The sequence below is a fragment of the Chelativorans sp. YIM 93263 genome (assembly GCF_028767125.1).
Classification (GTDB): domain Bacteria; phylum Pseudomonadota; class Alphaproteobacteria; order Rhizobiales; family Rhizobiaceae; genus Chelativorans.
The window spans coordinates 353,723-367,405 of the sequence record NZ_JAKCWP010000001.1 but is presented as its reverse complement, the minus strand read 5'-3'; the positions used below and the strand labels follow the sequence as shown (position 1 = coordinate 367,405).

17 protein-coding genes are annotated in these 13,683 nt (G+C 61.5%); 11 read left to right on the top strand and 6 right to left on the bottom strand.

Features of this window, described 5'->3' with window-relative positions; genetic code table 11:
* Positions 1-7 precede the first annotated feature (7 nt).
* Both LY631_RS01770 and LY631_RS01765 read left to right on the top strand, forming a co-directional pair.
* Positions 8-415: a F0F1 ATP synthase subunit epsilon gene (locus LY631_RS01770; RefSeq protein WP_274423390.1), complete on the top strand. Its 408-nt coding sequence runs from the start codon at positions 8-10 to the stop codon at positions 413-415.
* Positions 416-704: 289 nt separating this feature from the next.
* Positions 705-1,220, top strand: a complete 516-nt coding sequence (locus tag LY631_RS01765) for a superoxide dismutase family protein (RefSeq protein WP_274423389.1) — start codon at positions 705-707, stop codon at positions 1,218-1,220.
* Between the two features lie 5 nt (positions 1,221-1,225).
* On the opposite strand, the gene LY631_RS01760 is transcribed toward LY631_RS01765, so the two are convergent.
* The 3 genes from LY631_RS01760 to LY631_RS01750 are packed head-to-tail and all read right to left on the bottom strand — an operon-like array spanning position 1,226 to position 2,692.
* Complete coding sequence (locus tag LY631_RS01760) at positions 1,226-1,531, bottom strand: hypothetical protein (protein ID WP_274423388.1); 306 nt, start codon at positions 1,529-1,531, stop codon at positions 1,226-1,228.
* Between the two features lie 30 nt (positions 1,532-1,561).
* The gene (locus tag LY631_RS01755) at positions 1,562-2,299 is read right to left on the bottom strand and encodes an ATP-dependent Clp protease proteolytic subunit (RefSeq protein WP_274423387.1); all 738 of its coding nucleotides are present in this window, start codon (positions 2,297-2,299) and stop codon (positions 1,562-1,564) included.
* A 12-nt stretch (positions 2,300-2,311) separates the two neighbouring features.
* Entirely contained in the window at positions 2,312-2,692 is a 381-nt protein-coding gene (locus tag LY631_RS01750; RefSeq protein ID WP_274423386.1) for a hypothetical protein, read from the bottom strand.
* 141 nt (positions 2,693-2,833) lie between these two features.
* On the opposite strand from LY631_RS01750, the gene LY631_RS01745 reads away from it, so the two are divergent.
* The 6 genes from LY631_RS01745 (at position 2,834) to msrA (ending at position 7,630) form a co-directional block, all read left to right on the top strand.
* On the top strand, positions 2,834-3,295 hold the full coding sequence (locus tag LY631_RS01745) for a GNAT family N-acetyltransferase (protein ID WP_274423385.1): 462 nt from the start codon (positions 2,834-2,836) through the stop codon (positions 3,293-3,295).
* 160 nt (positions 3,296-3,455) lie between these two features.
* Entirely contained in the window at positions 3,456-3,863 is a 408-nt protein-coding gene (gene sdhC, locus LY631_RS01740; protein WP_274423384.1) for a succinate dehydrogenase, cytochrome b556 subunit, read from the top strand.
* 1 nt (position 3,864) lies between these two features.
* Positions 3,865-4,248, top strand: a complete 384-nt coding sequence (sdhD, locus tag LY631_RS01735; protein WP_274423383.1) for a succinate dehydrogenase, hydrophobic membrane anchor protein — start codon at positions 3,865-3,867, stop codon at positions 4,246-4,248.
* A 3-nt stretch (positions 4,249-4,251) separates the two neighbouring features.
* Positions 4,252-6,087 carry a succinate dehydrogenase flavoprotein subunit gene (sdhA, locus tag LY631_RS01730; RefSeq protein WP_274423382.1) on the top strand — a complete coding sequence of 612 codons (1,836 nt, stop codon included), beginning with the start codon at positions 4,252-4,254 and terminating at the stop codon, positions 6,085-6,087.
* A gap of 12 nt (positions 6,088-6,099) precedes the next feature.
* Entirely contained in the window at positions 6,100-6,879 is a 780-nt protein-coding gene (locus LY631_RS01725; RefSeq protein WP_274423381.1) for a succinate dehydrogenase iron-sulfur subunit, read from the top strand.
* A 106-nt stretch (positions 6,880-6,985) separates the two neighbouring features.
* Positions 6,986-7,630 carry a peptide-methionine (S)-S-oxide reductase MsrA gene (msrA, locus tag LY631_RS01720; protein ID WP_274423380.1) on the top strand — a complete coding sequence of 215 codons (645 nt, stop codon included), beginning with the start codon at positions 6,986-6,988 and terminating at the stop codon, positions 7,628-7,630.
* A 113-nt stretch (positions 7,631-7,743) separates the two neighbouring features.
* Here the strand turns inward: msrA and LY631_RS01715 are convergent, their stop codons facing one another.
* The 3 genes from LY631_RS01715 to LY631_RS01705 all read right to left on the bottom strand — a co-directional run bounded on the left by LY631_RS01715 (position 7,744) and on the right by LY631_RS01705 (position 10,704).
* Positions 7,744-8,868 (bottom strand): Glu/Leu/Phe/Val family dehydrogenase, encoded by a 1,125-nt coding sequence (locus LY631_RS01715; RefSeq protein WP_274423379.1) that lies wholly within the window; start codon positions 8,866-8,868, stop codon positions 7,744-7,746.
* Between the two features lie 128 nt (positions 8,869-8,996).
* Entirely contained in the window at positions 8,997-9,434 is a 438-nt protein-coding gene (locus LY631_RS01710; RefSeq protein WP_274423378.1) for an OsmC family protein, read from the bottom strand.
* A 22-nt stretch (positions 9,435-9,456) separates the two neighbouring features.
* The gene (locus LY631_RS01705; RefSeq protein ID WP_274423377.1) at positions 9,457-10,704 is read right to left on the bottom strand and encodes a ubiquinone biosynthesis hydroxylase; all 1,248 of its coding nucleotides are present in this window, start codon (positions 10,702-10,704) and stop codon (positions 9,457-9,459) included.
* Between the two features lie 95 nt (positions 10,705-10,799).
* Between LY631_RS01705 and tesB the strand changes: the two genes are divergently transcribed.
* The 3 genes from tesB to LY631_RS01690 all read left to right on the top strand — a co-directional run bounded on the left by tesB (position 10,800) and on the right by LY631_RS01690 (position 13,608).
* Positions 10,800-11,666 (top strand): acyl-CoA thioesterase II, encoded by an 867-nt coding sequence (tesB, locus tag LY631_RS01700; RefSeq protein WP_274423376.1) that lies wholly within the window; start codon positions 10,800-10,802, stop codon positions 11,664-11,666.
* A 212-nt stretch (positions 11,667-11,878) separates the two neighbouring features.
* Positions 11,879-12,217 (top strand): P-II family nitrogen regulator, encoded by a 339-nt coding sequence (locus LY631_RS01695; protein ID WP_274423874.1) that lies wholly within the window; start codon positions 11,879-11,881, stop codon positions 12,215-12,217.
* A 29-nt stretch (positions 12,218-12,246) separates the two neighbouring features.
* On the top strand, positions 12,247-13,608 hold the full coding sequence (locus LY631_RS01690) for an ammonium transporter (protein WP_274423375.1): 1,362 nt from the start codon (positions 12,247-12,249) through the stop codon (positions 13,606-13,608).
* Positions 13,609-13,683: the final 75 nt, after the last annotated feature.

Sequence of the window (13,683 nt, the reverse complement as noted above, 5' to 3'; positions counted from 1 at the left end):
GAACATCATGGCTGAAACTTTCACCTTTGAACTGGTCTCTCCCGAGCGGCTTCTGGTTTCCGAAGAGGTCGAGCAGGTCGTTATTCCGGGAACCGACGGCGAAATGACCGTGCTGGCCGATCATGCGCCCACAATGACCAGTATCAGGCCGGGCATCATCACCATTGTCAAGCCTGGCGGCGATCAGGACCGGTATGTTGTGTTCGGCGGTTTTGCCGATGTGCTACCCAATGGATGCCGGCTGCTGGCCGAAACCGCAACGCACGTCTCGGAAGTCAATCGCGAAGATATTGCGCGTCGCATCGAGCAGGCGAGGTCCGAGGCTGAGAGTGCGCGTGACGAGGAAACGCGCAGCCGGGCGGAAGAATTCCTGGGGCAGCTCACCACACTGGAAGGCGCGATCATTCCCGCCTGATTGTAGTAGTAAGAGTTCAAAGTTTTCTGACACGCACCGCGCCCCTCGCGCCGCTACGAGTATGGGCGGAAACGTCGATATCGGTGCGGTTTGTATGCTGACGGTTGATCGGCCGTAGTCTTCTAGATCTGCGCACGGGCTCGATGAAAGTGCGGACGTGCAGCCGCAGCCAGCATTCTTATGAAACAATTCTCTCCAGGCCGTGTTCGGCGGTTGCAGCGGAGCCCTGCCCGCGGAACGTGTGACGGGCACTGCTGCAAAGAGGAATCGGTCCACAGGAGAGATCTTCATGCGTATTCCAGCCGCGGTAATCCTGGCGGCGCTGCTGCCCGTCTCCATTGCGGGAGCGCAGGAGCAGCAAGCCGCTGCCACCGTGGTCGACACGGACGAGAACGATGTCGGCACGGTGACCTTCAATTCGACCGCTTCGGGCATGGTGCATATCATGGTCGAGATGACGGACCTCCCGTCTGGTCCGCACGGCTTTCATATTCACGAAACCGGAGAGTGTGATGCTGCGGACGCCTTCGAGTCTGCGGGTGGCCACTACGCGGGGGACAGAGAACATGGTGTCCATAGCGAGGACGGCCCGCATCCGGGCGACCTGCCCAATGTGCACGTCGGCGAGGACGGCGTCCTGAGGGTCGAATTCTTTACGGATAGGGTCTCGCTTGAAGAAGGCGGGGACAACCCGCTCATGGACGAGGACGGCTCGGCCGTCGTCCTCCACGCAGAAGCGGATGATTACAGCAGTCAACCATCCGGTGAAGCGGGCGACCGTATCGCTTGCGGCGTAATCGAGTAGTCGGGCTACGGCCGGCGGATGAATTCGTGGAATTCCTCACGCCGGCCGGGCACGTCCTCGGCGACCACGAGCGCTAGCTTGCGCTCTTCGAACAGTCGGAACCAGGTTTCCCAGTCGGTAATCTGCACACCGCCGACCGGCTCGGCGCCACGGTCAGTATCCTGATAGGCGTGCTGACCAAACGCGAAGCAGAGCACAGGTTCGGTTTCAGTTGTCCCGAGAACGGGATCGTTCAGCGCGGGTTGGCCGGCACGTGCGGCCGCCCAATCGCGAATTTCTTGATGGTCAATTAGCATCCGCGTATCGGCCATTGAGACACTCCTTAGCATCTCGCAAACGCGTCAGGACAGGCGCGGTTCCGTAACGAGGCGGTACCGCCGTAACTCGTGCTCGCGCAGATAGTAAAGCGCGCGCGGCGGGGTCTCCAACGCATAGAGCCAAATGGCGGGATCGATACCCATTTCGCTGAGGTGGCGCGCAATACGCGCGGCCGTCATCTGCGCGTCCGCCGCCGCCTGCAACGGATCGGCGCTGCCTTCCATGCTGGAGTAGAACTGGTGGACACCGATAGCCGCCTGGGGGCTGACCATGCGCTCCCGTCCGCCAGCCAGAGCGAGCGGGCAGGAGGACGCGCAGACCGCACCACCTTCGACCACTGCCGTCAGACCCCGTTGCCGCAGAAGCCGGGCTATCGCCATGGCGTCGTTGAGCGTACCGCCGGGTGAGTTGAAACTGACGGTGCTTATCTGTTCCTCATTGTCGAGCGCTGCCGCTAGCCGGCTCGCTGCGCCCAGGTCTATGGTGCCCGTTGCCCGCAGCACACCACCGGGTGCCGGCCGGAACACCATGGGCTGGCGCAGGGCATCTTCATCGGCTGTAACAAAACTGCGCGGATCGGCTTGCGGGGGCACCAAATTCGCGTTTACGGCGGGCGGCAGGACTGCCGTCGCTGCTCCGCCTCCCGGCCAGAGGCCGTGCCGCTCCACCAAGGTGCGCAATTCCAGACCCAGGATAAACGCCGCGCCGAGCAGCGCGCTGACGAAGACCCACTGTTTCAGCGTTTCGCGGAGGCGGCTCATGAACATGCGTCCCTATCGACGACAGGGTGCGGTGAGCACCGGGACCACGCCGTCGGGCAGGCCATACATATAGCTGCGGCCCTTTACGAGTGCCCCATAGGGGCAATGAGAGCGTTCGTGCAGATAAATCCGGCCGCGCCTTCGCTCGACATAAGCTACGCGGTCATCTTCGGCTTCACGTTGCTCGTACGCCTGTGCACGATATTCACGGCCCACGAGGATGCGCTTGTAGCCGGAAGGACTATGGATGATCAGGTTGCCGAAGCTGTCGGCGTAGCGTGTCTCATCGAACCAACCGCCAGCGGACGCGGACCCGACGGCTAAGCCGAGCGCCACAAGTGCGCCCCCGAACCCGGCGCACCCGGCCGGCGAGATAAGTCTGCCAAAATCCATCGCCACGCTCCATTCGGCTCATCCCTCTCTAACTTAACGCTTAATTAACTTTTGTCACGGGTGCCGGTGAATCATCGCGATTGACAGGACGGGCGGATTTCGCCGAATGAATATAAAGGGAACCGACAATCCGGAATCGCCATGAGCGAGAACCATACAATCGATATCGCGCCGCTGGGGCTCCAGGAGGCTCCCGCACTGGCACCCCTCCTAGCGGCTCATGTACAATCATTAAAGCGCGGCGCGCCGCGCCGGCCCGATACCTTCTATGCAGAGACTCTGCTGCAGGATCCCGCAGTGGGGGTTCTGGGAGCGCGTGTCGACAGCGAGCTTGTGGGGTTCGCAATCTTCTATGATTTGCCCGACCCTCTTTCCGGGTTGCGCTACGCCCTGGTCGAGAACGTCTTCGTCCATCACGACCACCGCGGAAAAGGCATCGCCAAGGCGCTGGTAGACGTGCTGAGTGACCAGGCGGAGGAACGTGGCTGGGCCCGGCTGGTTCTCAATGCGCCGCGCCAACCGGCAGAAGGCCGAAGGCTATATGAACAGATCGCTGCGCCGGCCGACTGGACCAGTCATGTGATTCGTTTCGACGACCGCTGATCCGGCCCGGAAAATTTTCAACCGATTGAAGTTGCGCATGTTTCTCTAGCGGCTTTGACGCGTTGTAAAAACCGCATTAGAAAACCCCTGCCGAGGTTTTGGGGTGCGGTGCAGCAAAGCATGGCAGCACCCCGTCTGCCGGCAAGGAAACGGGAAAGCCATGAGCAAATCCACAGCCACCCGGGCGAGACCGCTCTCGCCGCATCTTCAAATCTACCGCTTCACCCCAACCATGCTGATGTCGATTCTTCATCGAATCACCGGGGGAGCGCTCTATTTCGGAACCGTGTTATTTGCCCTCTGGCTGCTTGCCGCGGCAGGCTCGGAGGAGCAATTTAGTTTCATCAACGGTCTGTTCGGTTCCATTCCCGGCCAATTGGTGATTTTCGGATACACTTGGGCACTCGTGCATCACATGCTGGGCGGGATACGTTATCTTGTGTGGGATACAATACACGGGCTGGAAAAAGGCACCGCGACGCGGATGGCTGTAGCCAATCTGATTGGTTCGATCGTGCTCACACTCCTCCTCTGGGGTGTCGCTTACGCGGTAAAGGGGGCATTCTGATATGGCGGACATGCGAACACCGCTGGGGCGCGTTCGGGGGCTCGGCGCGGCGCGATCGGGTACGGAACATTTCTGGCGGCAGCGGCTGACGGCGATTTCAAACCTGCCTCTCATCCTGTTCTTCATCGGCTTTGTCGCGGTCTATAGCGGCGCGTCTTATGAAGAGGTACGTGCGGCCCTGGCCAATCCGATAGTCGCGTTGCTCATCGCCTTCGCGTTCCTCTCGGTGCTCTATCATATGCGCATCGGCATGCAGGTCATCATCGAGGACTACGTGCATGGCGAGGCGGCAAAGATTACACTCATCGTCCTCAACACCTTTTTCCCTATCGTGGTCGGAGCGATCGCGCTCTACGCCCTCCTCAAAATCGCCCTTGGAGGCTGAACTTTGGCTGAAGCAGCAACAAACAAGGCCGGCGAGGCCTACAGCTATGTCGACCACGCTTTCGACGTCGTGGTCGTCGGTGCCGGCGGCGCCGGCTTGCGCGCCACGCTCGGCATGGCGGAGCAGGGCCTTAAGACAGCCTGCATTACCAAGGTTTTCCCGACACGATCACATACTGTCGCGGCGCAGGGGGGGATCGCCGCCTCACTGCGGAATATGGGTCCGGACCACTGGCAGTGGCATCTTTACGACACCGTGAAGGGCTCCGACTGGTTGGGCGACGTGGATGCCATGGAGTATCTGGCGCGTGAGGCGCCGGCGGCCGTTTACGAGCTGGAGCACTACGGCGTGCCCTTTTCCCGTACGGAGGAGGGCAAGATCTACCAGCGCCCCTTCGGCGGCCACATGCAGAACTTCGGCGACGGCCCGCCCGTCCAGCGCACCTGCGCGGCGGCGGACCGGACCGGTCATGCCATCCTCCACACGCTCTATGGCCAATCGGTCAAGCACCACGCCCAGTTCTTCATCGAGTATTTCGCGCTCGATCTGATCATGTCGGACGATGGCGTGTGCACGGGCGTGGTGGCCTGGAACCTGGACGACGGGACCATTCACCGCTTCTCCGCCAAGATGGTAGTGCTTGCGACCGGAGGTTACGGGCGAGCGTATTTCTCCTGCACGTCCGCACACACCTGCACGGGCGACGGCAATGGGATGCTCGCGCGCGCCGGGCTGCCGCTACAGGATATGGAGTTCGTGCAGTTCCACCCGACCGGCATTTATGGCGCCGGCTGCCTGATTACGGAAGGCGTGCGCGGCGAGGGTGGTTATCTCGTCAATTCCGAGGGTGAACGCTTCATGGAGCGTTATGCGCCTTCGGCCAAGGACCTCGCGTCCCGCGACGTCGTTTCGCGCTGCATGACCATGGAAATTCGCGAGGGCCGCGGTGTGGGCAAGAACAAAGACCACATCTACCTGCATCTCGACCACCTCGATCCGGATGTGATCCACGAGCGCCTGCCCGGTATTTCCGAATCGGCGCGTATTTTCGCCGGCGTGGACGTGACGCGCGACCCGATCCCGGTACTTCCCACGGTGCACTACAATATGGGTGGGATCCCCACCAACCACTGGGGCGAGGTCCTCAACCCGACGGCAGACAATCCGGATGCCGTCGCGCCCGGTCTGATGGCGGTGGGCGAGGCGGCCAGCGCCTCCGTGCACGGGGCGAACCGGCTCGGTTCGAACTCGCTCATCGATCTGGTCGTTTTCGGCCGCGCGGCGGCTATCCGTGCCGGCAGGGTCGTGGATCGCGACTCAAAGGTGCCGCCGATCAACGAGGCGGCGTGTGAAAAGATCATGGACCGCTTCGACCGCATCCGTCACGCCGATGGCGGAACGCCGACCGCGCAGCTGCGCGAGCGAATGCAGCGCATCATGCAGGAAGATGCGGCGGTCTTCCGCACGCAAGAGACGCTGGAGCAGGGCTGCCGGCGCATTTCGCAAGTCTGGGGCGAACTTGCCGATATAAAGGTTTTTGACCGCTCCATGATCTGGAACTCGGATCTTGTGGAGACGCTCGAACTGGAAAATCTAATGGCGAATGCGGTGACCACGGTCTACTCCGCCGAGGCACGCAAGGAGAGCCGGGGCGCACATGCGCGTGAGGATTTTACGGAGCGTGACGACAAGAACTGGCGCGAGCACACGCTGTCATGGGTCGATGAGAATGGAAATGTAAAACTCGGCTACAGGCCTGTTCACGCCGAGCCGATGCTGAAACATGAAGAAGGCGGGATCGATCCCGCCAAGATCGCGCCGAAGGCGCGCGTATATTGATTTGAGGGTATTATGGTCGAACTGACTCTCCCCAAGAACTCCAAGGTCAAGGAAGGCAAGGTCTGGCCGAAGCCCGAGGGCGCGACCAATCTGCGTGAATACCGAGTCTACCGCTGGTCGCCGGACGAGACTGAAAACCCGCGTGTCGACACCTACTACGTCGACTTGGACGATTGCGGGCCGATGGTTCTGGATGCACTGATTTGGATCAAGGATCACATCGACCCGACGCTGACCTTCCGGCGCTCCTGCCGCGAGGGCATTTGCGGGTCATGTGCCATGAATATCGATGGCGCGAATACGCTCGCCTGCACCAAGGGCATGGATGAAATCGATCATTCAGTGAAAATCTATCCGCTGCCGCATATGCCGGTGGTAAAGGATTTGGTGCCGGACCTTTCTGTGCCTTATGCGCAGCTTTCGTCCATTGAGCCATGGCTGCAGACGGTAACGCCGGAGCCCGCCAATGAGTGGCTGCAGAGCCACGAGGACCGGGAGAAACTCGACGGTCTATACGAGTGTATCCTGTGCTTCTGCTGTCAGACCTCGTGCCCCAGTTACTGGTGGAACGGTGAGCGCTATCTCGGGCCGGCCGTGCTTCTGCAGGCCTACCGCTGGCTTATCGATTCCCGCGACGAGGCGACCGGCGAGCGGCTGGACATGCTCGAGGATCCTTTCCGCCTTTATCGCTGCCACACGATCATGAATTGCACACAGACTTGCCCGAAGGGGCTGAACCCGGCCAAGGCGATCGCGGAAATCAAGCAGATGATGGTCGAACGGCAGATCTGAGCGCCTGTTCCGCGGCCTTCCTGGCCGCTCTTCACGTAAGCGTGTAGCAGGACCGGGTTTGCAAGGGCGATTGCGGCCGATAAATTCTTCGGAAAGGGAGAATTCCATGGTCCGTACCTTCGCCGCTGCCGCTGCGGTTTTCGCTTCCGTGTTCCTGGGCGCTGCCGCTTCTTCATCGGCCGAGACGGCAACCGCGATCTTCGCTGGCGGCTGCTTCTGGTGCGTCGAAGCGGATTTCGACAAGGTCCAGGGCGTTACTTCGACCGTCTCCGGCTATACGGGCGGGGAGACGGAAAGCCCGACGTACGGGAATTATTCATCAGGCGGCCACAGGGAGGCCGTGGAAATTACGTTCGATGATGCCCAGGTCACCTACGAAGAGCTTCTGGACGTCTTCTTCCATTCCGTTGATCCGACCGATCCGGATGGCCAGTTCTGCGATCGGGGTAAGGGTTACAGTACGGCCATTTACGTGCTCGACGATGCACAACAGGCGGCGGCGGAAGAAGCCAAACGGGCGGCCGAGGAAGAGCTCGGCCGCGAGGTCGTCACGCCCATCCTGCCGGCAAGCGAGTTCTGGCCGGCGGAGGATTACCACCAGAATTACTATCAGAGCGATGAGCGAATCTTTACGCGCTTCGGTCTGATAACGAAGGCGCAGGCCTATGAGGGCTATCGCGAGGGCTGCGGGCGTGACCTTCGGCTTCAGGAGGTCTGGGGCGAATCGGCCTTGCGAGGCATTGCCAAATAACTGCCCGTCGGGAATTACCCGTAAGCGACGCGTCCTGAGGCCGTGTTCACGGTTAGTTCCGCCACTGCAGCCCATGCTGCCGCAAGGCTCGGTGGTGGTGGAACAACCGTCGCTTAATCGGTTATCGCGGCCCGAATACGCTCCCAGGCGATGTCGGCCGCGACATCGTTCGTTGGCCTGCTCTGCGCTTCCGCACGCGAAAGAATGGCCGTAACGGCCTTCGGTATCTTGGCCACTTTCTGCATTGCAGCCTGGCGATTGTAGCCGCCGGGTGACAGATCGGTCGCTACGTTGATGAGTCCGCCCGCGTTTATCACGTAATCGGGAACGTAAAGCACCCGGCGTTCCATGAGCGCGCGGGCATCCTCGTGCCGGGCGAGTTGATTGTTGGCCGAGCCGGCTATGATCTGCGCTTTCAGTCCGGGAATGGTCTCATCGGAAATGACGCCGCCGAGGGCGCACGGCGCGAAGATGTCGCATTCGACGGCCGTGATCCTGTCGGCCGGGACCGGTGTTGCGTCAAATGCCTCGCGCGCCGATTGCATGCGTGTCTCATCGACATCGCAGACCGTTAATAAGGCTCCCTCCGCGCGAAGCTTTTCGCACAGGACCCAGCCGACCGAGCCGAGCCCCTGGACGGCCACGCGTACGCGCGAAAGATCGCCGGAACCGCGACGGTGTTTCAGCGCAGCCTTGAGGCCGAGGAAGACGCCCTCCGCCGTCGCCGGCGAAGGATTGCCGCTGCCACCCTTCGTCGTGCCGACCACGTTCGAGGTTTTCGAGCGCAGAAAATCGGCGTCAGCCAGCGTCATGCCGACGTCTTCGGCGGTGAAGAACTGGCCCTCCAGCGCGGACAGCATTCGGGCATAGGCGGTGAGAAGGTTCTCGTTCTTCTCGGTCTTGGGGTCGGCGATGATAACGGCCTTGCCGCCGCCGAGCGGGAGGCCGGCTACGGCGGCCTTGTATGTCATTCCGCGCGACAGGCGCAGCGCGTCAGTCAGCGCGGCCTCGAAGGTCTCGTGCCGCCATATGCGGGTGCCGCCCAAGGCCGGGCCCAGTGCGGTATTGTGGATTGCGACGATGGCGGTCAGGCCGCACGTTTCATCGCGGCCGCACCAGATGCGCTCGTGACCGTCGAATGCCGGAAGCTTGGAAGCTTCCTCGGTAATGTCGGAGATTGCCGGTCCAGCAGCGCCGGAGGGGCGCCTTAGAGTCCTCGGCTCGCGGGTATGCAGCATGACATCCTCCCGAATGTCTCATCTGCATTATAATCTAGGGCGTTTGGGGGACTTTTGGTTGCAATGTATCCCGCCCGCGCGACCTTCCATTGCGCGAGCGGGGCGATTTTATACCGAAACTGTCGTTATTATCCAAAACGTGCGTCAAGCGAGATGTCGATCGCCGCAAGCGCCTTGGAAACGGGACACGACTTCTTGGCCTTGTTGGCCATTTCCTTGAATTCTTCTTCCTCGAGCCCGGGGACCTTACCGATCATCGTCAAAGTGCTGCTCCGGATCTCAAACCCGCCTCCCTGTGCGGGCTGAAGATCGATCTCGGCCTTGGAGTAGAGCGTTTCGGCCGGGGTGCCGTTCTCGGCGAGCATATGGGCGAGCTGCATCGCAATACAGCTCGCATGAGCCGCCGCGATCAGTTCTTCGGGATTGGTCCCGGCCCTGCCCTCTTCGTCCTCGAAGCGGGCCTTGAAACTCAGCGGCAAGTCTCCGATTGCCTGACTCTGTGTATCCAGCCGCCCGGAACCGCTGGTGAGCGATCCTTTCCACATTGCATTTGCATGTCGCTTCATCCCTACACTCCCTTTCGTGTGCTCATATAGCTTCGCCGTGAAGCAAACGCGGTGCGCTACCCGTCAGCCCAGATGCCTGTCTGACGAAGAAACCCTTCATGCCGGGCATTCGGTCCACCAGCCCCAGACCGATGTCCCGCGCGGCGCGAAGCGGCATGAAATCGTTCGAAAAAAGGCGGTTCAGAACGTCTGTGGTCACGCCCATCTGAAGCGTATCGAAGCGACGCCAGCGCTCATAACGGTGGAGCACGCCAAGCGCGCCTATGTCCTCGCCCAGCCGGTCCGCTTCGACCACCACCTGCGCGAGCGCGGCCGCATCCTTGAAGCCCAGATTGAGGCCCTGCCCTGCTATGGGATGGATACCATGCGCTGCATCGCCGGCGAGCGCGAAGCGCGGGCGGACGAAATCGCGCGCCAGCGTCAAACCGAGCGGCCACGCGCGCCGCGGCCCTTCGACATGAATTTCGCCGAGCTTGAGACCGAAACGCTGCTCGAGCTCATGCTCGAAGACGAAATCGTCCTCGGCGACCAGCCGTTCCGCGTCCCCGGTCCGCTCCGTCCAGACGATGGAGGAGCGGTTGCCCTTCAGCGGCAGCGTGGCGAAGGGGCCAGCCGGCAGAAAATGCTCTTCCGCCCTTCCGTTGTGGGGACGTTCATGGGCTACCGTGCAGACGATCCCCGATTGGCCGTATTCCCAGTTGACCGTGCGGATGCCGGCCATTTCACGCAAGCGAGACTTCACCCCGTCGGCCGCGACCAGAAGGCGCGTGCGGCTTGTCCCACCGCCGGCGAAATGGATTGCCACGGAGCCTGGATCGGTATCGAACCCGTCCACGGCCGCATCCTGAACGATCTCGACGCCCAACTCGGCGGCACGCCGGCGCAGCGCTCCTGTCAGATCCCGGTTCATGACCATATGCGCGAAAGGCTCGCCGGGAGCGGCTTCACCGCCGAATGTCAGGAACACCGGCCGAACAGGGTCCGAGGTGCGCGAATCGGTAATCACCATATCGGTGATCGGCTGTGCTTCCGGCGCGATCTCATGCCAGCAGCCGAGCTGGTGCAGCATGCGTGCGGCGGCGGCGGCGATTGCGGAAGCGCGGCCGTCGCGCTGCCACACGCCTTCCGGCGCGGCGTCAACCACCAGGATATCGAGCTCCGGGCGGGCGTGACGCAGCGCAACGGCAACGGCGAGCCCGACATAGCCGGCGCCGGCGATCGTCACGTCAAATGGTCCTGAAAGCCGTGTGTCCCGAACCGTCTCACTCATGGCCGCCCACTCCGCTTCACGCCTTGCCGGCTTGACTTCGCGCCTGCCCTTCTGTTTGTCAACGTGGTCCGTAACGCTCCGGAGGAGCCGGTCCGATGACATCCGCGATGCAGGAGCTTCTCCACATACTTGATCTGGAGCGGATTGAACACAACCTGTTTCGTGGTCGCAGTCCGCAAGTCGGCTGGCAGCGCGTTTTCGGCGGACAAGTGATCGGCCAGGCGCTTGCCGCCGCCCAGCGGACCGTCGCTGCCCACCGTTTCGTTCATTCGCTGCACTGCTATTTCATGCGGCCCGGCGATCCGACCGTTCCGATCATCTACGAAGTGGACCGTATCCGCGACGGCGGCAGCTTTACGACCAGGCGTGTCGTCGCCATCCAGCACGGCCATGCAATCTTCTCCCTTTCCGCCTCTTTTCAGATCGACGAGGACGGCCTGGAACATCAACTTCCGATGCCGGATGGTGTTCCATCACCGGAGACGCTCGGCGCGATGAAAGAGTTCCTCGCCGCGTTCGGCGATCGGATTCCGGAAAATATTCGCCGATACTGGGAGCGCGAGCGTCCGGTTGAGATCCGCCCTGTCAGCTTGGAGCACTATACGACGCGGGACAAGCTTCCGCCCTTTCAGCATATCTGGCTACGCGCAACGGGCCCGGTGCCCGACGACCGCTGTGTGCAGGCCGCGGTGCTGGCTTATCTTTCCGACCTGACGCTGCTCGATACCGTGACATTCGCGCATGGGCGCTCGATCTTCGATCCCGAGCTGCAGATGGCCAGCCTCGATCACGCGATGTGGTTTCATCGGCCCGATCCGCTCGACGACTGGCTTCTCTATACGCAGGACAGCCCCTCTTCCCGCGGAGCACGCGGTCTTTCGCGTGGAAACATCTATTCGCGCGAGGGAAGGCTCATCGCCTCGGTCGCCCAGGAAGGGTTGGTTCGGCTGCGGAAGAAATAGGCAATATCGCAGATTTGCCTGCTCTTTGTGCAGGCGCGGGAATGCGACCGTCGCTCCGACCGACTAGTGTCGCTTGTTTCTCCTGTAATATCAGCACCTTGTGCTGCATGTCGTGAAACTGGCACGGCATTTGATTCTCCTTTGGCATAGCCGGCTCCGGCGGGGCGCCGGCTCACACGCAACGCGGTTCTTCCGCAAGCCGAGGTGAGATGATGAAACTCGTGGTGGCAATCGTAAAACCGTTCAAGCTGGATGCAGTGCGTGAAGCGCTGACTGGGCTTGGCATCCAGGGCCTGACCGTCACCGAGGTCAAGGGTTATGGGCGGCAGAAAGGGCACACTGAGATCTACCGTGGCGCCGAGTATGCCGTGAGCTTTTTGCCGAAGGTCAAGATCGAGGTGGCTGTCGATGCGGATCTGGTCGACCAGACTGTCGAAGCCATCGCCGATGCGGCCAAAACCGGACAGATCGGCGACGGAAAGATCTTCATCCAGAACATTGAGAAGGCGGTGCGGATTCGCACCGGTGAGACCGACACGGACGCGCTGTGAGCGATTTCGGGTCTTCAAGGAGAACGAGAATGAAACTTCCGAACTTTACAATCGCGAGCCGCTGGGTTGGGCTTGGGGGAATCGCCTTGGCCGTCTTCGCCGCATTGCCGGCTGCCGCTCAGGAGGCGGCTGAAGAAGCCGTGGAGGCGGGGACGACCGCGGCTAGCGTAAGCGGCGAGACAGCCTTTGTTTTCAACACGCTCTTGTTCCTCATGGGTGGCTTCCTCGTCATGTGGATGGCGGCCGGTTTTGCGATGCTCGAGGCCGGCATGGTGCGTTCGAAGAACGTATCGATGCAGCTCTTGAAGAATATAGCCCTCTATTCCATCGCCGGTCTGATGTATTGGGCGGTGGGCTACTCGCTGATGTATGTCGACGTGAACGGCTTCTTCGGCACGTTGTGGCCGTACAACTGGCCGGATGCAGGCGTGGCCAACGAAGGCGATTACGCGGTCGCTTCGGACTGGTTCTTCCAGATGGTCTTCGTGGCGACAGCCGCCTCGATCGTGTCGGGGACGCTGGCAGAGCGCATCAAGCTGTGGCCGTTCCTCATTTTCGTCGTCATCCTGACCGGGTTCATCTATCCGATTGCCGGATCATGGCAATGGGGCGGCGGCTGGCTCGCCGAGATGGGCTTTTCCGACTTCGCCGGATCGACGCTCGTCCATTCGGTGGGGGGTTGGGCGGCGCTTGCCGGCGCTATTCTGCTTGGCGCGCGCGAGGGCAAATACGGTCCGCAGGGACAAGTGCAGCCGATCCCCGGCTCCAATATGGCGCTCGCCACGCTCGGCACTTTCATCCTGTGGCTCGGCTGGTTCGGCTTCAACGGTGCGTCCCAGCTTGCGTTGGCTTCCAACGCCGACGCATCCGACGTCAGCCGCATCTTCGCCAACACCAATCTCGCCGCTGCCGGCGGTGTGGTCGCCACGCTTATTCTGACGCAGATCGTATACAAGAAGGTCGATATCACCTTCGTGCTCAACGGTGCGCTGGCCGGTCTCGTCTCGATCACGGCGGAACCTCTCACGCCCAGCCCGTTTGCCGCGATTCTCATCGGCGCGGTCGGCGGCGTGATCGTCGTCTTCACGGTACCGCTTCTCGACAAGCTCAAGATCGATGATGTGGTCGGCGCGATTCCGGTCCATCTGATCGCCGGTATCTGGGGCACGCTGGCCGTGCCTCTGACGAATGGAGATACGAGCTTCGGCGTCCAGATCGTCGGCATTGTCGCGTATGGCGTGTTCACCTTCGCCGTCTCGTTCGTCATCTGGATGATTCTCAAGGTGACAGTGGGCCTGAGAGTGAAGCCCGACGAAGAAGAAAGTGGGCTCGACGTTGGCGAAATCGGCGTCGAGGCTTATCCGGAGTTCGTCGCCTCGCGCGTGCGATAGCGCCACTCCTCAACAGTTGACCGCTTGGCCCGGAGAAATCCGGGCCTTTTTTTTTGGCCTTCTCTCCGCGAAAAC